General features: G+C 55.3%; 19 protein-coding genes. 13 read left to right on the forward strand and 6 right to left on the reverse strand.

The window, feature by feature from the left end; genetic code table 11:
• The first annotated feature begins 170 nt into the window (after window positions 1-170).
• The 10 genes from DY252_RS20150 to DY252_RS20195 all read left to right on the forward strand — a co-directional run bounded on the left by DY252_RS20150 (window position 171) and on the right by DY252_RS20195 (window position 13,628).
• A complete protein-coding gene (locus DY252_RS20150; RefSeq protein ID WP_064788701.1) occupies window positions 171-1,160 on the forward strand; it encodes a CorA family divalent cation transporter in 990 nt (329 codons plus the stop codon).
• 97 nt (window positions 1,161-1,257) lie between these two features.
• Entirely contained in the window at window positions 1,258-2,385 is a 1,128-nt protein-coding gene (zapE, locus tag DY252_RS20155; RefSeq protein ID WP_064788700.1) for a cell division protein ZapE, read from the forward strand.
• A 631-nt stretch (window positions 2,386-3,016) separates the two neighbouring features.
• A complete protein-coding gene (gene mdh, locus DY252_RS20160; protein WP_064788699.1) occupies window positions 3,017-3,967 on the forward strand; it encodes a malate dehydrogenase in 951 nt (316 codons plus the stop codon).
• Between the two features lie 140 nt (window positions 3,968-4,107).
• Window positions 4,108-5,337, forward strand: a complete 1,230-nt coding sequence (gene sucC / locus DY252_RS20165; RefSeq protein WP_255356213.1) for an ADP-forming succinate--CoA ligase subunit beta — start codon at window positions 4,108-4,110, stop codon at window positions 5,335-5,337.
• A 2-nt stretch (window positions 5,338-5,339) separates the two neighbouring features.
• Window positions 5,340-6,215, forward strand: a complete 876-nt coding sequence (gene sucD / locus DY252_RS20170; protein ID WP_008889739.1) for a succinate--CoA ligase subunit alpha — start codon at window positions 5,340-5,342, stop codon at window positions 6,213-6,215.
• Window positions 6,216-6,285: 70 nt separating this feature from the next.
• Window positions 6,286-9,198, forward strand: a complete 2,913-nt coding sequence (locus DY252_RS20175; protein ID WP_064788698.1) for a 2-oxoglutarate dehydrogenase E1 component — start codon at window positions 6,286-6,288, stop codon at window positions 9,196-9,198.
• A gap of 105 nt (window positions 9,199-9,303) precedes the next feature.
• Window positions 9,304-10,578 carry a 2-oxoglutarate dehydrogenase complex dihydrolipoyllysine-residue succinyltransferase gene (odhB, locus tag DY252_RS20180; protein ID WP_064788853.1) on the forward strand — a complete coding sequence of 425 codons (1,275 nt, stop codon included), beginning with the start codon at window positions 9,304-9,306 and terminating at the stop codon, window positions 10,576-10,578.
• 24 nt (window positions 10,579-10,602) lie between these two features.
• Window positions 10,603-12,009 (forward strand): dihydrolipoyl dehydrogenase, encoded by a 1,407-nt coding sequence (gene lpdA / locus DY252_RS20185; protein ID WP_064788697.1) that lies wholly within the window; start codon window positions 10,603-10,605, stop codon window positions 12,007-12,009.
• A gap of 189 nt (window positions 12,010-12,198) precedes the next feature.
• The gene (locus DY252_RS20190) at window positions 12,199-12,645 is read left to right on the forward strand and encodes a methylglyoxal synthase (RefSeq protein WP_064788696.1); all 447 of its coding nucleotides are present in this window, start codon (window positions 12,199-12,201) and stop codon (window positions 12,643-12,645) included.
• A gap of 56 nt (window positions 12,646-12,701) precedes the next feature.
• Entirely contained in the window at window positions 12,702-13,628 is a 927-nt protein-coding gene (locus DY252_RS20195; protein ID WP_064781233.1) for an AEC family transporter, read from the forward strand.
• On the opposite strand, the gene DY252_RS20200 is transcribed toward DY252_RS20195, so the two are convergent.
• Complete coding sequence (locus DY252_RS20200) at window positions 13,575-14,363, reverse strand: RluA family pseudouridine synthase (protein WP_231959702.1); 789 nt, start codon at window positions 14,361-14,363, stop codon at window positions 13,575-13,577. The two genes, DY252_RS20195 and DY252_RS20200, sit on opposite strands and share 54 nt — an antisense overlap.
• Before the next feature lie 152 nt (window positions 14,364-14,515).
• Between DY252_RS20200 and DY252_RS20205 the strand changes: the two genes are divergently transcribed.
• From DY252_RS20205 to DY252_RS20215, 3 genes are read left to right on the forward strand one after another with little or no spacing between them, the layout of a single operon-like run.
• Complete coding sequence (locus tag DY252_RS20205; protein WP_231959701.1) at window positions 14,516-15,322, forward strand: DUF6134 family protein; 807 nt, start codon at window positions 14,516-14,518, stop codon at window positions 15,320-15,322.
• Window positions 15,319-16,080 carry an SDR family NAD(P)-dependent oxidoreductase gene (locus DY252_RS20210; protein ID WP_064788693.1) on the forward strand — a complete coding sequence of 254 codons (762 nt, stop codon included), beginning with the start codon at window positions 15,319-15,321 and terminating at the stop codon, window positions 16,078-16,080. Before DY252_RS20205 ends, DY252_RS20210 begins: the two co-directional genes overlap by 4 nt.
• A 2-nt stretch (window positions 16,081-16,082) precedes the next feature.
• Window positions 16,083-16,529: a nuclear transport factor 2 family protein gene (locus DY252_RS20215; protein WP_064788692.1), complete on the forward strand. Its 447-nt coding sequence runs from the start codon at window positions 16,083-16,085 to the stop codon at window positions 16,527-16,529.
• On the opposite strand, the gene DY252_RS20220 is transcribed toward DY252_RS20215, so the two are convergent.
• The 5 genes from DY252_RS20220 to DY252_RS20240 form a co-directional block, all read right to left on the reverse strand.
• Window positions 16,492-16,983, reverse strand: coding sequence for a DUF3833 domain-containing protein (locus DY252_RS20220; protein WP_008889729.1), 492 nt, complete (start codon window positions 16,981-16,983; stop codon window positions 16,492-16,494). The two genes, DY252_RS20215 and DY252_RS20220, sit on opposite strands and share 38 nt — an antisense overlap.
• A gap of 87 nt (window positions 16,984-17,070) precedes the next feature.
• The gene (locus DY252_RS20225; RefSeq protein ID WP_064788691.1) at window positions 17,071-18,411 is read right to left on the reverse strand and encodes an MFS transporter; all 1,341 of its coding nucleotides are present in this window, start codon (window positions 18,409-18,411) and stop codon (window positions 17,071-17,073) included.
• Window positions 18,398-19,675: an SAM-dependent methyltransferase gene (locus DY252_RS20230; RefSeq protein WP_064788690.1), complete on the reverse strand. Its 1,278-nt coding sequence runs from the start codon at window positions 19,673-19,675 to the stop codon at window positions 18,398-18,400. The genes DY252_RS20225 and DY252_RS20230 overlap by 14 nt, the downstream gene beginning before the upstream one ends.
• 5 nt (window positions 19,676-19,680) lie before the next feature.
• Complete coding sequence (locus DY252_RS20235; RefSeq protein ID WP_063089253.1) at window positions 19,681-20,514, reverse strand: DUF1365 domain-containing protein; 834 nt, start codon at window positions 20,512-20,514, stop codon at window positions 19,681-19,683.
• Window positions 20,511-21,854: an NAD(P)/FAD-dependent oxidoreductase gene (locus DY252_RS20240; RefSeq protein ID WP_064788689.1), complete on the reverse strand. Its 1,344-nt coding sequence runs from the start codon at window positions 21,852-21,854 to the stop codon at window positions 20,511-20,513. Before DY252_RS20240 ends, DY252_RS20235 begins: the two co-directional genes overlap by 4 nt.
• Window positions 21,855-22,022 lie beyond the last annotated feature (168 nt).

Raw genomic sequence — 22,022 nt, forward strand, 5'->3', positions numbered from 1 at the left:
TGAGTGTTTTTCGCGTTTTGTAAACAGGTTGGCCTGATACTTGGTCACAGAACCGAACCCTACACTGAGAACAGTAACGAATCATCTAACGTTTCGTTCCGTTGTCATTGTGACGTGATGATAACCCCGTCCCTGACCTGCATGAACGCAGTCAGCCAAGGAGCCCTGCGATGAGCAAAAATGCGCTGATCAATGCCTTTGAAATTTCCCCGGATGGCACCGCACAACCGGTTGGATGGGACGCCCTGCAATCGGGCCTGCCACCGATTGCAGAGGGAAATTATCTTTGGGTACATCTGGACTGGATGGGCGACGGGGTGCGCGACTGGCTGATCACGGTTGCCGGAATTGATGCGACCATCACCGATACGCTTTCGACCCGCGGCACGCGTCCGGCGGTGTTTTTCTATGATCCGGGCTATTCGCTTAATCTGCGCGGAGTGAACCTGAACGCGGAAAATGATCCGGCCGATATGATCTCGGTGCGTTTCTGGGTCACAAACAATATGGTGATCACGCTGCGCAACCAGCCGCTCAAGGCGTTTGATGACATGCGGGCCGCCATTGCCGGCCACAAGGCGCCCAACAGCGTTGATGATTTCGTCCTGACTGTGGCCGAACGGCTTGCCTTTCGGGTGGAGAATGTCGTGCGCGGCATGGAAGAAGATGTCGAGGCGATCGAGGACGATCAGGAAACCGTGGCCGAGGGCAAAACCCTTGCGCTGCGCAAACGCGGATCGGACATCCGTCATCGGCTGTCGCGCCTGCGCCGGCATCTGGGACCGCAACGCGATGCACTGGCCCATTATGTCGAACAAAAACCGGTCTGGTCTGACAAGCGGTTCAAACGCCGCGCCCGCGCACTGACCGATAAAACCGTCCGTCTGGTCGAGGAATTTGATTCCCTGCGCGAACGCATTCAGATCGTGAATGAAAACCTGATGGCGCTCGAAAGCGAACAGATGAACCGCACGATGTACTGGCTTACCGTGATTGCCGGTCTGTTTCTGCCGATCAGTTTCGTCACCGGCCTTCTTGGGATCAATGTCGGCGGCGTTCCGGCAACTGACAGCCCGTATGGGTTCCTTGGGGTGTCGATCATTCTGGCAGTGATTACCGCGTTTGAAATCTGGCTGTTTAAAAAGATGCGCCTGATCTGATGGCAGCAATGCAAACCGTCTTGTTGCAATGCGATGCAACTTGGAGCTATGACAATCTCACAGTCCTAATTCTTTTCACTGCATTCGAGATTTGTTGATGACCGACGGCCCGCTTTCCCGTTATCGCGCGAAAATCACCGCTGGTGAGCTGTCCCACGATCCGATGCAGGAACTCTGTGCGGAAAAACTGCAAAGCCTGAAAAACGCGCTGATCAACTATGAGCCGTCGACCGGCACAGGTGGCTGGCGCGAACGGTTTGGCCTCACCCGTCGGCGCGATGAACCGACCCCGCCATCAGGACTTTACATTTATGGCCAGGTTGGTCGTGGCAAATCCATGTTGATGGATCTGTTCTATGAAACCATCGACATTGAAAAAAAGCGTCGCGTTCATTTCCATGACTTCATGCAGGATGTGCATGAACGCATGCACCGCTATCGCCAGACCAAGAAAAAGGACGATGCCGATCCGATCCCGCCGATTGCCAAGGACCTTGCAAACGATGCCTGGTTGCTGTGCTTTGACGAGATGCAGGTAACCGACATCACCGATGCCATGATCCTCGGCCGCCTGTTTGAACAGTTGTTTGGCCATGGGGTCGTGATTGTCACGACATCCAACCGGGTACCTGATGACCTGTATAAGGATGGTCTGCAACGCCAGAACTTCCTGCCCTTCATCGATATGATCAAGCAAAAGCTTGATGTGCTGGAACTGGCTAGCCCGACCGATTACCGCATGCGCAATCTGACGGCCGCCGAGGTATTCCTGTATCCGATAACCCGCGAACAGGCATCCAAGCGGATTGACGAGATGTTTGCCACCCTGACCGAAGGCGCACGCGTCGCGCCCGACAGCCTGACCGTCAAGGGACGCAAGATCGAAATCAGTGCTGCCGGTGCCGGGGTTGCCAAGTTCAGCTTTGAAGAACTGTGCACCCGTCCGTTGGGACCGGGGGATTACATCGCACTGGCGACGCATTTCCACACCATCGTCATCGACTTCATCCCGAAACTGCCGGACTCGCGTCGCGATTGGGCCAAACGGTTCGGTACGCTTGTTGATGCGATGTACGAACACAAAACCAAGCTGATCTGTGCGATTGAGTGTGACCCGACCGAGATCTACAGCGACGGTGATTACTCATTCGAATTCCAGCGCACGGTCTCGCGCATGACCGAAATGCGCAGTCAGGAATATCTCGATATGGCGCACCTGACCTGACGGCTTTCAAAACGCCAGAATGGCGGATCATAACGGCAGTTGTGATCCCACCTTTGACCTACCTTTTTCGGACGACCTGCCCGCAATAGCGCAGCCTGTGGAAAACGACTCCATCCGGGTCACTTTAAAATCGTCGCAATTATTCGCCATATGAGCGCTTATCATCGCGCGATTCTTGCGTTTGACGCAGGGGAAACGAAGCTTCACGCAAAAATCGTCATATATTGGATTTTACGCCCCCGTCCCGACCGCATGGCTGATGGCCGTTTCCTGCAATGCTGCGCCAGTGTAATCCTGTTCATACGCACGAATTCGTAGCAAAGGGGCGCACTGCCTTTCATTTAGGCAGGCCGCAATCGTAAACCAGCTTTGGTTTTGCTGCGCATTAGCCCATGTTCGCATCTGCAACGTGAATGGTTTTTAAGCGTTTAGACCATAGTTGCAATAAACCGCGAAGCGGCGGTTTTCCTCGTAAAAACAGTGGGGTTTCCCCTTGTCATTCGTGGCGATTCAGTTTACGACACTCGGTGTTTACGAACGATTATTTCGCGTTCGCAGGTTTAAATTTTCAATCGCGCTCCCAAGTTGAGTTTCGACCCCCAGGAAGCGCAATAGGGAAGAAGGTAACGGAATGGCCCGCAACAAGATCGCGCTCGTCGGTGCCGGCAATATTGGTGGCACGCTTGCTCACCTCGTCGGTCTCAAAGAGCTTGGCGACGTCGTCCTTTTCGACATCGTTGATGGCATGCCACAGGGCAAGTCGCTCGACATTGCTGAATCCTCCCCCGTCGACATGTTTGATGCCGACCTCAAGGGTACCAGTGACTACAAAGACATCGCAGGCGCTGATGTCGTCATCGTCACCGCCGGTGTTGCTCGCAAGCCGGGCATGAGCCGCGATGACCTGATTGGTATCAACACCAAAGTCATGACCCAGGTTGGTCAGGGCATCAAGGAACACGCTCCGAACGCGTTCGTCATCGTCATTACCAACCCGCTTGATGCGATGGTTTGGGTAATGCAGCAGGCAACCGGCTTCGATCCGAAGAAAGTTGTCGGCATGGCTGGCGTTCTGGACTCGGCCCGCTTCCGTTACTTCCTCGCAGAAGAATTCAACGTCTCGGTCAAAGACGTTACCGCCTTTGTCCTTGGCGGCCACGGCGATACCATGGTCCCGTCGATCCGTTATTCGACCGTTGCAGGTATCCCGGTTCCGGATCTGATCAAAATGGGCTGGACCACGCAGGAAAAGATCGACGAGATCGTGCAGCGCACCCGTGACGGTGGCGCCGAAATCGTTGCCCTGCTGAAAACCGGTTCTGCTTTCTACGCCCCGGCTGCTTCGGCAATCGCGATGGCGGAAAGCTACCTCAAAGACCAGAAGCGCGTCATGCCGGTTGCTGCTTACCTGAGCGGCGAATACGGTGTTGACGGTCTTTATGTTGGTGTCCCGGTTGTTCTGGGTGCCAACGGTGTAGAACGCATCGTCGAGATCAATCTTGATGAGTCCGAAAAAGCAAACTTCGACAATTCCGTGAAAGCTGTTCGCGGCCTCGTCGAAGCTGCAAAGGGCATGCTCTAAGAACGCGAAACGGGCTGGTCAGTGACCGGCCCGTTTTTCAATCATTGTTGTTATTCAAACTTCAATGATCGCGGCCTCTTAACAAAGTCCCTCCCGCTCGTTACAGGGACATTGAAATCCAGATTTCTGACCCACCGGAAATCGTACGGAAGGCAAGAAAGCGACCGAACATGAATATTCATGAGTACCAGGCGAAAGAAATTCTTCGCAAATACGGTGTAACTGTGCCGAACGGCAAGGTTGCATATACCGCTCAGGAAGCCATCGAAGCTGCCCAGTCCCAGGCTGGCCCGGTTTACGTGGTAAAATCCCAGATCCATGCAGGTGGCCGCGGTAAAGGCACCTTCAAGGAAGCCAAGGCAGGTGACAAAGGCGGCGTTCGCGTCGTCAAGAGCCCGGAAGAAGTCGGCACCAATGCCGAACAGATGCTCGGCTCCACGCTGGTTACCCACCAGACCGGCCCGGATGGCAAAGAAGTCAAACGCGTTTACATCGAAGAAGGCTGCGATATCGCACGCGAACTGTATCTTTCGGTTCTCGTCGACCGCGCTTGCTCGCGCGTGATCTTCATGGCGTCGACCGAAGGCGGCATGGACATTGAAGAAGTTGCAGAAGCAACCCCGGAAAAGATCGTCACTGTCGAGATCGATCCGGCGGCTGGTTTCTCTGGCTTCCACGGTCGCAAACTGGCGTTTGCACTCGGCCTCGAAGGCAAGCAGGTTTCCAAAGCCGTCAAATTCATGACCGCAATGTACCAATGCTTCCTCGACACCGATGCTGCCATGGTTGAAATCAACCCGCTGGTTGTTACCGGCGACGGCGACATCATTGCGCTTGATTGCAAAATGAACTTCGACGACAACGCGCTGTTCCGTCATCCGGACATCGAAGAACTGCGTGACGAAGACGAAGAAAACCCGGCCGAACTCGAAGCTGCAAAACACAGCCTCAACTACATCAAGCTCGATGGCACCATCGGCTGCATGGTCAACGGCGCTGGCCTTGCCATGGCAACCATGGACATCATCAAGCTGTATGGTGGCGCACCGGCTAACTTCCTTGACGTTGGTGGCGGCGCAACCAAAGAACGCGTGACCACCGCCTTCAAGCTGATCCTGTCGGATCCGAATGTCGAAGGCATCCTGGTCAACATCTTTGGTGGCATCATGCGTTGTGACGTGATCGCAGACGGCGTTGTGGCAGCAGCCCGCGAAGTCAGCCTGAACGTCCCGCTGGTCGTTCGCCTTGAAGGTACCAATGTCGAACTTGGCAAGAAGATCCTCGAAGAATCGGGTCTGCCGATTGTTTCGGCTGACAACCTTGCCGATGCCGCCGAGAAGGTGGTCAAAGCTGTGAAGGAGGCCGCGTAACTATGGCTGTTCTCGTCGATAAAAACACCAAAGTTATCTGCCAGGGTTTCACTGGTTCGCAGGGTACTTTCCACAGCGAACAGGCACTGGCATACGGCACCAAAATGGTTGGCGGTGTTACCCCGGGTAAAGGCGGCACCAAGCACCTTGACCTGCCGGTTTTCAACACTGTTGAAGAAGCGGTACATGTCACCGGTGCAAATGCCTCGGTTATCTATGTTCCGCCGCCCTTCGCAGCAGACGCAATCCTTGAAGCCATCGACGCCAAAGTCGAACTGGCTGTTTGCATCACCGAAGGTATTCCGGTTGCTGACATGGTCCGCGTCAAGCGCGCGCTCGACGGTTCGTCGACCCGCCTGATCGGCCCGAACTGCCCGGGTATCATTACCCCGGACGAATGCAAGATCGGCATCATGCCGGGTCACATTCACCGCCGCGGTAAAATCGGTATCGTTTCGCGTTCCGGTACGCTCACCTACGAAGCAGTTGCACAGACCACGGCCGCTGGCCTTGGTCAGTCGACCTGTATCGGTATCGGTGGTGACCCGGTCAACGGCACCAACTTCATCGACTGCCTCGACCTGTTCCTGAAGGATCCGGAAACCGAAGGCATCATCATGATCGGTGAAATCGGCGGCTCGGCCGAGGAAGAAGCATGTGAATTCCTGCAGGCTTCCAAAGTCAAGAAACCGGTTGCCGGCTTCATCGCCGGTGTTACCGCACCTCCGGGTAAACGCATGGGCCATGCCGGTGCGATCATTTCCGGTGGCAAAGGTACGGCCGATGCGAAAATGGAAGCCATGCGTAGTGCAGGCGTTCTTGTTGCCGATTCCCCGGCAAGCCTCGGCTCGACCATGCTGAAGGCTTTGAAGGGCTAATCTGGGTAGTCAGAGGAAAGGCAAGGGGGGGCGTGGTCCTTCTTGGGGACCATGCCTTCCAAGACCACAAATGAAACCTCAAGATCTCGACACGATTCTGAACGAGTCGAACGCAACCTACATCGCTGAACTTTATGCCCGGTATCTGGAAAGCCCGTCTGCGGTTGACCAGAGCTGGGCTGAGTTTTTTGACGGGTTGCAGGACGACGCCTCCGAAATCCTCGCAGAAATGCGCGGGCCGAGCTGGCAGCCACGGGAAACCAAGGTTGTTGGCGGCATGGAGGGATACGACGTCTCACAGGGGCATGCCGAACGCCCGGCCCAGGTGGGCTATGCACCGGCACCTCATGCAGCACCCACGGCTGGTCAGGTAAATTCCGATGCCATCCGCGCTGCCGCCAATGATTCCATTCGCGCTCTGATGCTGATCCGCTCCTTCCGGGTACGCGGCCATCTTGAAGCGAACCTGGATCCGCTGGGCCTTGCACCGCGTGAACCGCACCCGGAACTTGATCCGAAGACCTATGGCTTTACCGAAGCCGACATGGATCGTCCGATCTTCATCGCCAATGTTCTTGGCCTTGAAACCGCGACCATCCGTCAGATCGTCTCGCTGGCACGCAAAACCTATTGCGGGTCGATCGGTATCGAATTCATGCATATCCAGGAACCTGAACAGAAATCCTGGATTCAGCAGCGTATCGAAAGCATCGGCAACCAGACGCAGTTCACCACCCGTGGCAAGGAAGCCATCCTTGAGCGCCTGATCGAAGCCGAAGGTTTCGAAAACTATCTTCACACCAAATATGTCGGCACCAAACGTTTCGGTATTGATGGTGGCGAAGCCCTGATGCCGGCACTCGAACAGATCCTCAAACGCGGCAGCCAGCTTGGCATCCGCGAGGTTGTGTTCGGCATGCCGCACCGTGGTCGTCTCAACGTTCTTGCCAACGTCATGAGCAAGCCCTTCCAGGCGATCTTCTCGGAATTCATGGGCAACCCGTCCAAGCCGGACGACGTGATGGGCTCGGGTGACGTTAAATATCACCTTGGTACCTCGGCTGACCGCGAATTTGACGGCAATGTTGTTCACTTGTCGCTGACGGCGAACCCGTCGCACCTTGAAGCGGTGAACACGGTTGTTCTTGGTAAGGTCCGCGCCAAGCAGGCCCAGCGCAAAGACACCAATCGCGAGCAGGTTATGGGTATCCTCCTGCACGGTGATGCGGCCTTTGCCGGTCAGGGTCTTGTGGCGGAAACCTTCGATCTGTCGCACCTCAAAGGCTACCGTACCGGTGGTACGATCCACTTTGTGGTCAACAACCAGATCGGTTTCACGACCAAACCGACCGATTCCCGTTCTTCGCCTTATTGCTCGGACATTGCCAAAGTCGTTCAGGCTCCGATCCTGCACGTCAATGGCGACGATCCCGAAGCTGTGGTTCATGCGGCCCGCATCGCGACCGAATTCCGTCAGGAATTCAAGCAGGACGTCGTTATTGACATGTTCTGCTATCGCCGCTTTGGCCACAACGAAAGCGACGAGCCGGCATTCACCCAGCCAAAGATGTATGACGTGATCGGCAAACACCCGACCACCAAGGACATCTATGCCCAGCAGCTGGTCAAGGAAGGTCTTCTGAGCGAAGAACGCATCAAGGAACTGGACAAGTCGTTCCAGGATTACCTTGATGAAGAGTTCAAGGCATCGGAAAACTACCGTCCGAACAAAGCTGACTGGCTTGAAGGCAAATGGTCGGGTCTTGCGTCCTCACATGGTGACGATGCTGACTGGATCGGTAAAACCGGCGTTGAAAACGACCTGCTGCAGGAAGTCGGCCGCGCACTTTCGACCCCGCCGAGTGACTTTGACATCAACCGCAAAATCCTTCGTCAGTTGAAGGCCAAAGCGAAGATGTTCGAAACCGGCGAAGGTATTGATTGGGCAACCGCCGAGGCCCTGGCATTCGGAACCCTGATGTGCGAAGGCACGCCGGTTCGTCTGTCGGGTCAGGATTGCCAGCGTGGTACGTTCTCGCAGCGTCATGCCAAACTGATCGATCAGACCACCGAAGCAAAATACACTCCGCTCAACAACATCCGTACCGGTCAGGCCGAGCTTGAAGTTCTCAACTCGCCTCTGTCCGAAGCAGGTGTTCTTGGCTTTGAATACGGCATCACCCTTGCAGAACCGCATTCGCTGGTTCTCTGGGAAGCCCAGTTCGGTGATTTTGCCAACGGTGCACAGGTCATCATTGACCAGTTCATCAGCTCGGGCGAAGCCAAATGGCTGCGTATGTCGGGTCTGGTAATGCTGCTGCCGCATGGTTACGAAGGCCAGGGCCCGGAACACAGTTCCGCACGTCTGGAACGTTACCTGCAGCTTTGTGGTGAAAACAACATGCAGGTGGCGAACTGCACGACGCCGGCGAACTATTATCACATCCTGCGCCGTCAGATTCGTCGCTCGTTCCGTAAGCCGCTGATCCTGATGACGCCGAAATCGCTTCTGCGTCACAAACAGTGCGTGTCGAACCTGTCCGACTTTGCGACGGGCACGACATTCCTGCCTGTGATCAGCGAAACCGCTAAGCTGGTTGACGACAAGAAGGTCAAACGCGTCGTTCTGTCGTCGGGCAAGGTCTATTACGATCTGCTTGCCGAACGCGAAAACCGTGGCATCGAAGATGTTGCGCTTGTGCGTGTCGAACAGCTTTATCCGTGGCCGGAAAAAGAACTGGCAACGGAACTGGCCAAATACCCGAATGCTGATGTCGTCTGGTGTCAGGAAGAATCGGAAAACATGGGTTCCTGGTTCTTCGTTGATCGCCGGATCGAGGCAACGCTTGCCAGCATCAAGCACAAGGCAGGTCGTCCTGTTTATGTTGGTCGCGCAGCATCTGCTTCGCCGGCAACGGGCCTTCTGAAAGCCCACCTGCGCGAGCAGGCTGAGCTGGTCGACGCGGCACTTAGCGTAAAATAACTTTACCGGACGGGCGAGAAATCGCCCGTCCGCCACGTTCATTTAGATTTCATTCGTATGCTGGCAGACCCACACTGCCTGATTGAAAAAACGGTCGAGGAAAAAATGGCGACTGAAGTTAAAGTTCCCGCACTGGGCGAGTCTGTATCTGAAGCCACGGTGGCAAAATGGTACAAAAAAGTCGGTGATGCTGTTGCAGCCGATGAACCGATTGTCGAACTTGAAACCGACAAGGTCACCGTAGAAGTCAACGCCCCGGTTGCTGGCGCGATTGCCGAGCTGGTCGTTGGCGAAGGCGACGAAGTCGAAGTTGGTGCGCTGATCGCCATGATCAACGAAGGTGCCGAAGGCGCCGCTGCTTCTGATGAACCGGCCAAGGAAGAGGCCCCGGCCGCGAAGAAAGAAGAAGCTCCGGCCAAGAAAGAAGAGCCGAAAGCAGCCCCGACTGCTGCACCGGCAGAAACGACCGCGTCAAACAGCGATCATCCGCTGGCACCGGCCGTTCGCAAACTGGTCGAAGACAAGAACCTTGATCCGTCCAAAATCCCGGCAACGGGCAAAGACGGCCGCCTGACCAAGGGCGACGTTCTGAACTTCCTCGAAGGCGGCGGATCTGCTTCGCGCGCTGCTGCCCCGGCACCGAGCGCCCCGGCAGCTCCGAAACCGGAACGTGAACTGCGTGACGGTGAAGAGCGTGTCAAAATGTCCAAGCTGCGCCAGACCATCGCGCGCCGCCTGAAAGAAGCCCAGAACACCGCGGCCATGCTGACCACTTATAACGAAGTGGACATGACCAACCTTCTGGCTTGCCGTAACAAGTACAAAGACGGTTTCGAGAAGAAACACGGTGTGAAGCTTGGCTTCATGTCCTTCTTCATCAAGGCCTGCACCACGGCGCTGAAAGAATGGCCGGCTGTCAATGCCGAGATCGATGGCAACAGCTTCATCTATAAAAACTACTGCGACATCGGCGTTGCCGTTGGTACCCCGCAGGGTCTGGTTGTTCCGGTCATCCGTTCGGCAGAGGAAAAAACCTTTGCGGATCTGGAAAGCACCATTGTCGATTTCGGCAAGCGTGCACGTGACGGCAAACTCGGCATGGATGAAATGACCGGCGGTTCCTTCACCATTTCCAACGGTGGTGTCTTTGGATCGCTTCTGTCATCGCCGATCCTGAACGCGCCGCAGTCCGGTATTCTTGGCATGCACAAGACCCAGATGCGTCCGGTCGCAATCGACGGCAAAGTCGAAATTCGTCCGATGATGTATCTCGCGCTTTCCTATGACCACCGTATCATTGACGGCCGTGAAGCCGTTTCCTTCCTGGTACGCGTCAAGGAATGCATCGAGAACCCGGAACGCATCCTGCTCGATATCTGATCAGACAAAAGGATCAAAGAACTCATGAGTGAGAACTACGACGTTGTCGTGATCGGTGGCGGTCCTGGCGGTTATGTTTGCGCCATCCGCGCCGCACAGCTTGGCCTTAAAGTCGCCTGCGTTGAAAAACGCGGCGCACTTGGCGGTACCTGCCTCAATGTAGGCTGCATTCCGTCCAAGGCCCTGCTGCATTCCTCGCACCTGTTCGAAGAAGCGACCGAGCATTTCGATACCCACGGCATCGAAGTCTCCAAGCCGAAGGTCAACATCGAAAAGATGATGGCCCGCAAGGACAAGGTCGTTGACAGCAATGTCAAAGGCATCGAGTTCCTGTTCAAGAAGAACAAGGTTACCTATGTCAAAGGTGCCGGCGAAATTACCTCGCCGACCTCGGTCAAGGTTGCCCTTCTGGATGGCGGCGAAGAAACGCTTACTGCCAAAAATATCGTCATTGCGACGGGTTCGGAAGTCACCCCGTTGCCGGGTGTCGAAATTGACGAAGAAAAAATCGTCTCCTCGACCGGTGCACTGGTTCTTCCGAAAGTGCCGAAAAAAATGGTTGTCATCGGTGCCGGCGTGATTGGTCTGGAACTTGGTTCCGTCTGGCGTCGTCTGGGTTCCGAAGTCACCGTTGTTGAATATCTTGACCGCATTCTGCCGGGCATGGATGGCGAGCTGGTCAAACAGACCCAGCGCATCTTTGCCAAGCAGGGTCTTGAATTCAAACTCGGTCACAAGGTTACCGGTGCCAAGACCACCAAGTCTGGCGTGACCCTGACTGTTGAACCGTCCAAGGGCGGCGATGCAGAAGAACTCAAAGCCGATGTGGTTCTGGTGGCGATTGGTCGCCGTCCGTACACCAAAGGCCTTGGCCTGGACACTGTCGGTGTTGAACTCGACGATCGTGGTCGTGTCAAAACCGACGAGCATTTCCAGACCAATGTTGGCGGCATCTTTGCGATTGGCGATACCATCGTTGGTCCGATGCTGGCCCACAAGGCTGAGGAAGACGGCGTTGCCCTGGCAGAAATGCTGGCGGGCGAAGAAGGCCATGTCGATTACGGCAAGGTCCCGGGTGTTGTTTACACCTGGCCGGAAGTTGCCGCTGTTGGCAAAACCGAGGAGCAGCTGAAGGAAGAAGGCGCAGACTACAAAGTCGGCAAATTCCCCTTCACCGCAAACGGTCGCGCCAAGGCAATGGAAAGCACCGAGGGCTTTGTCAAAATCCTCGAAGACAAGAAAACGCACCGTGTTGTCGGCGCGCATATTGTCGGCCCGGCTGCGGGCGATCTGATTGCCGAAGTGGTTCTGGCGATGGAATACGGCGCTTCTGCCGAAGACATCGCACGCACCTGCCACGCCCACCCTGCCCTTGGCGAGTCCGTCAAGGAAGCAGCGCTGGACGCGGACAAACGCGCAATCCACATGTAATTGATCAGTTTCCTGATCTGCAAACGGCCGTCCCATTCATTTGGGGCGGCCGTTTTGTTTTGGCCCTCAGAAACGCCTAAGTGCCTAAATTTTATGAAGTTTGTGGAATTGTCAGACTTTTGGCAGGTGACGCTGGGGGGCTTTGGGGATTAGTATGACAAAACCTGTTTACTGGCCCGGAGAATGAAAATGGTGCTGTCTGTTGGCGTTGTTGCCCACGACCGTCGCAAACGCGAAATGGCTGACTGGCTGGAAAAACACAAGGATGTATTCGCCAATATGCGCATCTTTGCCACCGGCACCACCGGGCGTGTGTTGCAGGAAAGGTTTACTGAACTGGATGTCCATCCGCTTAAAAGCGGCCCGTTTGGCGGCGATCAGCAATTGGGTTCGATGATTGCGCACGGCGAATTGCAAGCCATGTTCTTTTTCACCGACCCGATGACACCCCAGCCCCACGATGTCGATGTCCGTGCCCTGATCCGGCTGGCCAACATGTATGAAGTGCCGATTGCCTGCAATCAAAGCACGGCAGACCTTTTGATCAGCAATCCGAAGTTCGAGGAAATCTGCGAACAATATCGCAACCATTCCCCCGAACAGGTCTTTGCCGATTACAGCAACCGCAAGGTTTAGCCCGCACCCCAAACGGCCCAACAAGACGTTTTCTGCGCCGGAGCGCCCCACCCGCCATGCAGCTCGCCTATGATGTCATCGCCGCGATCTTTCCGATCTTTGCCGCCATTTTGGTCGGCGCGGCCTTAAAGCATTTCCTGATCAAAACCGCCGATATCTGGGCCGGGATTGATCGGCTGACCTATTATCTGTTGCTGCCATCGCTTTTGATCGTCGAGATTTATCGCGCCGATTTTTCCAGCGGCCATGCAGGCACCGCCGTCGGTGTCACGCTTGCTGCGACACTCGGGCTTTCTGCGGCCCTGCTTTTGTTGCGTCCGGTGATCACGCGGGACACCCCGCTTTTCACATCCATTTTTCAGGGTTCGGTACGTTACAACAGTTATGTCCTGCTGGCGGTTGCCGATGCGCTTTACGGGGCAGAGGGATTGGCGCTTGCCATCATCTTTGTTGCGGTGATGGTGATCGCCACCAACATGCTGGGCGTTGTAGTGCTAAGCGCCTTTAGCAGTGGCAAAAGCAACCTTAAGCGGATCATTGCAGGCGTTCTGAAAAACCCGATCATTATTGCCGCCGGGGCCGGCGCCATCCTGAATGTGAGTAATATTCACGTTCCGTTGCCAATTGAAAATACCGCCGCCCTGTTCAAGACAGCCGCCCTGCCGCTCAGCCTGCTTTCGGTCGGGGCGGGTTTGCGCTTTGTGATGGATAAAAAGGCCGTGGGTGCGATTGCCCTGGCTACCACCATCAAGCTTGCGGTTTTGCCGGTTATCACCGGCGTCTGCCTGTATCTTGCCGGTGTCGATGGCATGGTTCTGGCGATGGGGGTTCTTTATGCCGGCATGCCGTGTGCGGGCAATGCCTATATCCTCGCACGCCAACTCAATGGTGATCCGGAGGCAATGGCATCGATCATCACGCTGGAGACGTTACTCTCCGCCTTCAGCGTCGCTGTCATCGCCGGTGTATTGAGCATCAATTGAACTTGCATGCGCGGCGTATTCGCCGTCGTAACCGCATGCTTCGAGCCCGGAACGCATCAGCTCGGGCGGCGGGGCATCGACAATCACCGGATCACGGTCGGCATGGAATGGAACGATGATCTGGCGCGATAGCAGCATCAGGGTCGGCGGCGCACCAAAGACCGGTGGTTCATCGCCGCGGCCATAAAACGGATCGCCGATCACCGGGTGCCCGACATGATCAAGATGCACACGCAACTGATGAGTCCGCCCGGTATGCGGGACAAGTTCCAGCCAGGTGATGTCCTTGCCATCCGCATCCTTGCCACGGCCCAGCACGGTATATTCGGTTTTTGACGGCTGACCATCTTCATGCACCAGCATGGTCCAACCGCTTTCATCATTGATCTTGCCAATCGGCGCATCAATAAAGCCGTGATCATCTTCCATCGCACCGCGGACCACCGCCCAATAGGACTTGCCGATTTTCTTTTCGGTGAACAGGCGGGTGATCTTTTTTGACGATTTCGGATGACGGCACAGCAACAAACAGCCGGCGGTGTCCCGGTCCAGACGGTGTGCAAGTGTTGGTTCAGGCTGAATGCCGAATTTCAGATCCGGCAGATAGGCATCAACATGAAAATAGGTTTTCGGCCCACCGTGCGAAGCCAGCCCGGGCGGCTTGTTCAGAACAATGATGTTGGAATCGCGGTGCAGAACATGCGCGATCAGGTCGTCTGCAATCGGATGGGGCATGGCGTGGCCTTTCATTTCGGGTCTTGGCCCGTGAGCCCCTGCTTACCCCATCAGACCTTTGCGGGCAATGATCATGACGTTTGATCCGCAGATCACGCCACTGCGTAACAAGAAGGGAGTATTAGTTTTTCAATCTGGCTTTGGTACCAATCATGAAGACATCCATGGCATATCCGGTCAAATCGCTATTTGGCGCCTGCGCCTTTGCGGGCGGTATCGCGCTGTCTTCCAATGCCTTTGCAGCCGATGCCCAATCAGCAACGCAGCACAACTCCACACCCGTTGAGCAAGCGCGCCTTTCCGAGGCATTCGATGGCCCGGAGACCTGCCGCGAATTTGATGCGATCCAGCGGTATGGCAATGAGCTTCGCTTTCAGATCCGGCGCAATGATTCCCCGGTCGGGAGCCATGTTGTGCAGTTCAATCAGGGGCGTGATGGCCTGCAGGTGGTTGCCCAAAGCAATATCGATATCAGCTTCTTGGGGTTTAACGCCTACAGCTTTGACTATCGATCCGAAAGCGTGTGGCAGGGTGACCGCCTGGCCGCCCTTTCGGTGCGGGTAGATGATGATGGTGACAAGACCGAGGTGGTCGCCAAATCTGATGCGCAGGGTACACTCGTTGTCAGTGGCCCGGAGGGGGATCAGTCATTGCCAAACGGGATTTTCCCGACTGATCACTGGCATTGCGGTGTCTTGGGCAGCAAAGCGGTCCTTAATACCATCACCGGCAAGTCAAACGCGGTCGATATCAGCGCGAACGAGCCGGAAACGCTGCAGACAACCAACGGCACGTTGCGCGCCACCCGTTTCACCTATGACGGCGAACTTGAAACCACCGCATGGTATGATGCCGACGGCCGGTGGGTCGGTCTTGCCTTCGAGGCACGCGACGGATCGCAGATCACATATCGTTGCATGAATTGCGCGACACAAACCGCGCAAAAGGATGAGGAATGAAAAAGCACTTCCAGACCATCTGGATTATCGGGGCGTCTTCAGGGATTGGTGCAGCATTAGCACGCAAACTCCATGAAAACCCGACATCCTCCGCGCAAAAAATCATCATTTCGGCCCGAAATTCCGACAAACTCGATGAACTTGCGGCTGAAATGCCGGGTTTAACCCCGGTTCCGGTCGATATTACCGATACAAATGCGGTGAATGGTGCGATTGCCAAGGTTGAAAAGCAGTTTGGCCTGCCTGACCTGGTTGTTTTGGCGGCTGGTATCTATTCCCCGATGAAGCTCAGTGCGTTTTCAGCCGCCACCATCCGCAGTCACGTCGATACCAATTACATGGGCATCGTCAATTGCCTAGAGCCGCTTTTGAACAAGATGCGCGCACGCAAATCAGGCGAGATCGCCGTCATGGCATCGGTGGCAGGATATCGCGGCCTGCCCAATGCCGCGGCCTATGGTCCGACAAAAGCCGCCCTGATCAATCTGTGTGAATCGCTGCATACCGAACTGAGCGGCAGCGGCGTTTTGTTGCGCGTGATCAATCCGGGTTTTGTTAAAACACGGCTGACCGACAAGAACGATTTTGAAATGCCCTATCTGCTCGAACCGGAACAGGCCGCTGATTACATCTATCGCGGGCTTTGCGGCAGTGACAAATTCGAGATTGCCTTCCCGCCCCCATTTGTGCGGCAATTGAAGCTGACCCAAATTCTGCCGTATCCGATTTTCTTCAAACTGATGCGCAAGCTGCTCTGATCATGAACGACATTACCGACGCCAAGCGCCAGCTGCTGGCAACTTACGCAGACTATTACGAGAAACTGTCGCTTGAGACTGTTGATCAGTTAAAGGAACTGGTGACAGACGATTTCGTGTTTTGCGACCCGTTCACGACCGTCAGGGGTCCAGACGCCGTTTGTGCCTATCTGGCCAAGGCGTTTACCGATGCGGATCATCCGCGCTTTGTCGTTACCCACCGTGCGATCGATCGGGATCGCGGATTTTTACGCTGGCGCTTTAGTGCACGGGTAAAGGTGATCGGCAATTGGGAATTTACCGGCATGTCAGAGGTGACGTTTAACGACGATGGCACGCGCCTGGCATCGCATTTTGACCACTGGGATTCCGGCCAGAACTTTTATGCCAAAATCCCGGTATTGCGCTGGTTTATTCAGCGGCTTGCGCGACGCGTTGGGTCTTTGTGAAAAACAGCGTTACTTCGCCGATCTCAAAGCCCCATTTCTTGACCCGTGCCCGGTTGACCAGAACCCCATCGGGTTGCAGGAACATCCAGTCGTCGAACGTCACCCGCCAGGCACCATCACCGACCTTAAGATCCATGTCATAAGACCAGTTCAGCGCATTGCCGTACTGACTGCCAATCGCCTTGCCAACGATATCGTCCGCAAGCCCTTCATAGCTGTGTTCATCGGTTTTGCTGATTTTCCAGACACGGCGGTCTGTTTCGCCGTCGTCATAGATAAAGTCTTCTTCAAGTGTCAGAACACCATCTTCAACGGTTCCCGTTATTTCGACGGTGAACTGACGACGCAGGGTTCCGAAACGATCTTCGAAAATTCCCCAAGCCCGGCTGTCGCCTTCGAAATAGTCAAACACGTCGAAGCGGGGTTCTTTTTGCGCAAAATCCTGCGGTTTCATCGACCCACATCCGGCTAATAGTACCAAAACACACAGCGCCATGAAGTTCCGCAGCATCGATTTTCTCCTGTCCTGACAATCCCAAGATCAATCATTGCGGCGTGAAAGGCGCCGACGAATGGCAACCTGATGCGTGCTGTCCAACGGAAAACGCCACATCATCCCGATTGCTCCTGCCTTCAATACGATGGGGATCACCGCATAGATCAAAACCAGCACAACCAATGCGCCAGTTTTTTCGTCTCCGCCGTCGGTCAGACCAAATGCCCCCAATATCGGAAAGGCAATCCCGGCGGCAAGCGCCATGGCAAGCTTGTTGGTCATGTTCCAAAGGGCAAATAAAAGGCCTGTGCGCCGTACCCCAAACCGGTAACGATCCCAGTCATCGACATCGGCCTGAATGGCGGGTGGCAAAGCCAGATCCGCGCCCAGTGCCGCCCCGGTAACAAGGCATATGACCGCAAAGGCAGCGAAATCCCCGGCATCAAGGATCGGCACAAAGGCAAAGGCGACAATCGCCATCACCATGGCAAAACACCAGACGCGGTGCTTGCCAATGCGGCCGGCCATCACAACCCAAAGCGGAATGGCAATGATCGCCGCAGCAAAATAAAGCAGGATCAGGATATTTTCGCTGTCCTGATCAAGTTCGAGGTAATAGCGCACAAACAATGGAAAACACACGGCCGGCAATCCGGCCGCAAGACCATTGATCATCCACGCCGCAAGCAGACGCATGAAAAGACCATTGTCACGCAGGCTTCGGGCGCCCAAGCGCAAAGTTGCCCAAAGGTTTCCTCTGCCAAAACTGGCTCGGCTTGTGCGTTTATGTTGCGCAACCGGATCGGGTACCTTCCAGACCAGAAGGGCAACAAATACAGCGCCGAGCGTCAGCGTCACGGTGGCAAGGGTTTGAATCTCGGCGGCGCGATCCGGCGCATTGATCAATACCGGAATGGCCCCGGCCAATACAATCCCGATCAAGCCCGCCCCTTCACGAAGGGCGGTAAGCGTTGTGCGTTTTTTATAGTCGCCCGAAAGGTCCGCCCCCCAGGCAAGATAGGGCACCTGAAACATCGTCCAGCCCAGAAACAGCACACTTGCCCAGATGAGGAGATATATCGCGCTCGGTTGGGATGGCGGGCTGAACAAATACCAAAGCCCGATACCGGCGATCACCGCCCCGGCACCGGTCCAGATTTTGCGATTGCCGGTCTTGTCGGAAAGCCAACCAACAACGGGGTCCGTCAGCATATCGATCATGCGGACCAGCAACAAAACAACACCCGTGATCGCCAATCCAAGGCCAAGGTCATCGCCATAATAGCTTGGCAACAACACATAGGCCGGGATTGTCGGCACGGCTGCTGCCATCGCCGGAAGCGCGTAGAGAACCGAAATACGGGTGGGGTATTCAGCCTGTCGCATTTTCGCGATGTTCGATCACGAACAGCCCGACATCGATTGAGCCCTGATCAAATCCGGTTTCGCAGTAGGCAAGGTAGTATTCCCACATGCGTTTGAAACGCAGATCAAATCCCTGCTTGGCAATGCCATCCCAGGCATGCTGGAAGCTGCGCTGCCATTCGGCCAGTGTGCGGGCATAGGATTTGCCGAAGAATTCCGAATGACGCAGTTCAAGCCCGGCGGTATTAACCGCCGCCGACAGCGCGGTTGGCGATGGCAACATGCCGCCCGGGAAGATGTAGCGTTGAATGAAATCCGCCCCGCGGCGATAGGTTTCAAACCGGTCATCATCAATCGTGATGATTTGTAACACTGCCTTGCCGCCCGGTTTCAAGCGTTTGCGGATCATCTCGAAATAGGTTGGCCAGTGTTCTTCACCGACCGCCTCGAACATTTCGATCGAGACGATCTTGTCATACTGGCCTTCTTCATGACGGTAATCGCGCAGAACGATTTCTGTGCGGTCGCTAAGTCCCTGCATCAAAAGGCGTTCACGTGCAAAAGCATGCTGTTCATTCGACAGGGTCAGACCGGTGACATTGCAACGATACTTGCCGGCTGCAAGTTCGGCAAAGCCGCCCCAGCCGCATCCGACTTCCAGCACATCTTCACCTGATTTCAGGTCGGCAAGTTCGCAAATACGTTCGTATTTTGCAGATTGCGCCGCATCCAGAGTCATGTCGGGCGCGGTATACAGGCCCGATGAATAGGTCATGCTGGGATCAAGCCATGCGCGATAGAAATCATTGCCGAGGTCATAGTGATAGGCAATGTTACGCTTTGATCCTTCAAGCGTATTGGCGTTGCGCAGATGTCCGATCCGCGCCACCGTACGCGCCAGAAATCCTGCAGCCAGACGGGCCCGCACGATCGTTTCATTGTGCATGGCAAAGTGCATCAGATGGGTCAGATCCGGGCTGCTCCAACTGCCGTCCATATAGGCCTCGGCAAAGGCAACATCCCCACCCGTGGCCAGTTTTCGGATTGCCTGCCAGTCATGGATATGGATGGCCGCGCGCAGATTGGTTTCATGTTCGCCGGAAAAATGCAGGGTGTCGTTATCGGGCAAAACAATTGTCAAACGACCGTAATGTAGATGCGCCAGAACGCGCTTGAGCATCGCTTTTAGAAGGCTGCGGCTGCCGGTCATGCTGCCCAGCATCGGCAGAATGCGGTCACGCAGTGAAAAGGCGGAAACGGATGCATTACGATTGCGGTTTGGCATTGTTTTTATCTCTTCCCTGATTGGGCCGCTGCTGTCCCGGCTTCCAGCACATAGGTTACAGGCTGCTCTGGCGGTGCTGGTCGTTTATGGAATGTCATACCCTTGCGCCAAAGATGGAGCGCCTCCCAGTGGATACCTGCCACGACCTTTAGGGTCATCAGCGGGTATCGAATGAACGCTCCTAAAAGTTTACGGTCGGAAAGTTCGGTTCGATCACCGACAAAGGCAGCATTCAAAAACAGACCCTTTGCGTCGGTTTCGCGAATGGCAACCGCGACATTTTCATCGGGCATGCGAATGCGGAAATGATAGTCCGCGACCATGTCGATAAAGGGTGAGACGTAAAAACCCTTCGCACAGGACTGGCGCAGCACGTTCTTGTCATCAAGTGCGCCTTCGCTGACCGGGATCAGGTAACTGTGACGATCCCCGAAGGTGTTGGAGACCTCATACAGAACAGCGCCCACCGACCCGTCAGCACGATGGCAGAAATAAACCGAGAGCGGATTGAACACAAAACCCAGCAAGCGCGGATAGCACAACAGCCGGATCTTGTCCGCGCAATCACCAAGCCCATGCTCACTCAGAATTGCCTCCAACCGGGTACGCAAATCGGTGGCACCCCCATCGGCGTGATCGCGGTCATGGAATGAAAACAGGTTAAAGCGATTGCGACTGAACAATTTCAGCTTGGCAGCAAGGCCATCAATCTCGTCGAGATCAAGCAAAAAGGAAAACACCCGATAGCGCAGCTTGTGCTTTTTCGGACGCAAACGATGATGCGTGACGACCCCTTCAAACAGGGCCGATGCCGGTTTTGTCGCAACAGGACGTGTCATGCAGCCTCGCTTGATTGCGAACGAGCTGTTTCGCCAACATGGATACGGCCGCTTTCATTTTCGACATTCCATGGGCGTCGCACATTGCCAAGGGCCTCGGCAACCGCAAGACCCGATTGAATGCCATCTTCATGGAAGCCATAGCCAAAGTAACTGCCGCAGTACCAAAGGTTATCCACCCCCTGGATCGACCAGAGTTCCTTTTGTGCGGCCATTGCGCCCGCATCAAACAGCGGATGATCATACAGGAAGGATCTGATCACACTGCCTTCAGCCGGATGGCGTGGCGGGTTAAGGGTCACGAAAAGCGGCTGCCCCGGATCAAGATGCTGCAGGCGGTTCATCCAATAGGTGACACAGACTTTCTGTTCGCCGTCGTGATCTTCAGCCAGATAGTTCCAGCTTGACCAGACCTTCTCGGTCTTTGGCATCAGGCTGGCGTCATTGTGCAGGATCGCCAGATTGCGCTCGTATTTGAACGCCGAAAGCAGTTCGGCAGTGCGCGGGTCGGGTGTTTCCTGCAATGCCAGTGCCTGATCACCATGGCAGGCCAGAACGACATGATCATATTCTTCGCGCTTGCCATAGCGGTCCTCGACAAACGCGCCACCAGATGCGGTCTTGCCGACCTTGGCAATGGCGCGATCAAGAACCACACCGCCGGAAATCTGTGCCGTCATGCGTTTCACATATTCACGTGATCCGCCAACCACGGTGCGCCATTGCGGACGGTCCTTGATCTGCAACAGGCCGTGGTTCTGACAGAACCGCACGAACGCCGCCAGTGGATAGGCCATCATGGTATCAACCGGCGTAGACCAGATGGCTGCCCCCATCGGCAGCAGATGGTCATTGATAAAGGCTTTGGAATAGCCATTGTCGCGCAGGTAATCGCCAAGGCTGATATGCTCAGCCGTGCCGTCTTCAAGGGCAGCAGGGGCTTCGCGATAGAACCGTAAAATATCGCGCACCATTTTCCAGAAGCGTGGGCGGAACAGGTTGCGTTTCTGGGCAAACAGGGCGGAAAGATCGCCACCGCCATATTCCAGGCCGCCCTCATCCATCGAGGCAGCAAAGGACATGTCTGTCGGGGTTGTTTCAACGCCCAGATGATCAAACAGGGCACACAGATTGGGATAGCAGCGGGTGTTATAGACAATGAAACCGGTATCTACCGGCGTTTGCCCGGCATCGACCGTGTTGGAATGACCGCCTGCACGATCATCCTTTTCATACAGGGTCACGTTGTGTGACTGGCTCAGCAGCCAGGCAGCAGACAAGCCAGATATCCCAGACCCGACAACGGCGATATTGAGTTTTCCCGGGGTGACAATGTTCATATCGGCGCGGCCCGCTTACTGTTACTGTGTGACATTATTTATATGAGTACGCGGATCTGAAATTCGCGGATCACTCGGATTATTTTGGATTTGTTTGCCTGAACTGATTGTAAGTGTCTGGTAGGAAACATACATTTTTATTTGATCCGAATGAACGTGGCCGACGTA

It is taken from the genome of Thalassospira indica (genome assembly GCF_003403095.1).
Classification (GTDB): Bacteria; Pseudomonadota; Alphaproteobacteria; order Rhodospirillales; family Thalassospiraceae; genus Thalassospira; species Thalassospira indica.

What these genes read in the sequence shown, in the direction of transcription:
- DY252_RS20150 (WP_064788701.1), top strand. Translation starts at nt 171, where the DNA reads ATGAGCAAAAATGCGCTGATCAATGCCTTTGAAATTTCCCCGGATGGC.
- zapE (WP_064788700.1), top strand. Translation starts at nt 1,258, where the DNA reads ATGACCGACGGCCCGCTTTCCCGTTATCGCGCGAAAATCACCGCTGGT.
- mdh (WP_064788699.1), top strand. Translation starts at nt 3,017, where the DNA reads ATGGCCCGCAACAAGATCGCGCTCGTCGGTGCCGGCAATATTGGTGGC.
- sucD (WP_008889739.1), top strand. Translation starts at nt 5,340, where the DNA reads ATGGCTGTTCTCGTCGATAAAAACACCAAAGTTATCTGCCAGGGTTTC.
- DY252_RS20175 (WP_064788698.1), top strand. Translation starts at nt 6,286, where the DNA reads ATGAAACCTCAAGATCTCGACACGATTCTGAACGAGTCGAACGCAACC.
- odhB (WP_064788853.1), top strand. Translation starts at nt 9,304, where the DNA reads ATGGCGACTGAAGTTAAAGTTCCCGCACTGGGCGAGTCTGTATCTGAA.
- lpdA (WP_064788697.1), top strand. Translation starts at nt 10,603, where the DNA reads ATGAGTGAGAACTACGACGTTGTCGTGATCGGTGGCGGTCCTGGCGGT.
- DY252_RS20190 (WP_064788696.1), top strand. Translation starts at nt 12,199, where the DNA reads ATGGTGCTGTCTGTTGGCGTTGTTGCCCACGACCGTCGCAAACGCGAA.
- DY252_RS20195 (WP_064781233.1), top strand. Translation starts at nt 12,702, where the DNA reads ATGCAGCTCGCCTATGATGTCATCGCCGCGATCTTTCCGATCTTTGCC.
- DY252_RS20200 (WP_231959702.1), bottom strand. Translation starts at nt 14,363, where the DNA reads ATGCCCCATCCGATTGCAGACGACCTGATCGCGCATGTTCTGCACCGC.
- DY252_RS20205 (WP_231959701.1), top strand. Translation starts at nt 14,516, where the DNA reads ATGAAGACATCCATGGCATATCCGGTCAAATCGCTATTTGGCGCCTGC.
- DY252_RS20210 (WP_064788693.1), top strand. Translation starts at nt 15,319, where the DNA reads ATGAAAAAGCACTTCCAGACCATCTGGATTATCGGGGCGTCTTCAGGG.
- DY252_RS20215 (WP_064788692.1), top strand. Translation starts at nt 16,083, where the DNA reads ATGAACGACATTACCGACGCCAAGCGCCAGCTGCTGGCAACTTACGCA.
- DY252_RS20220 (WP_008889729.1), bottom strand. Translation starts at nt 16,983, where the DNA reads ATGAAACCGCAGGATTTTGCGCAAAAAGAACCCCGCTTCGACGTGTTT.
- DY252_RS20225 (WP_064788691.1), bottom strand. Translation starts at nt 18,411, where the DNA reads ATGCGACAGGCTGAATACCCCACCCGTATTTCGGTTCTCTACGCGCTT.
- DY252_RS20230 (WP_064788690.1), bottom strand. Translation starts at nt 19,675, where the DNA reads ATGCCAAACCGCAATCGTAATGCATCCGTTTCCGCCTTTTCACTGCGT.
- DY252_RS20235 (WP_063089253.1), bottom strand. Translation starts at nt 20,514, where the DNA reads ATGACACGTCCTGTTGCGACAAAACCGGCATCGGCCCTGTTTGAAGGG.
- DY252_RS20240 (WP_064788689.1), bottom strand. Translation starts at nt 21,854, where the DNA reads ATGAACATTGTCACCCCGGGAAAACTCAATATCGCCGTTGTCGGGTCT.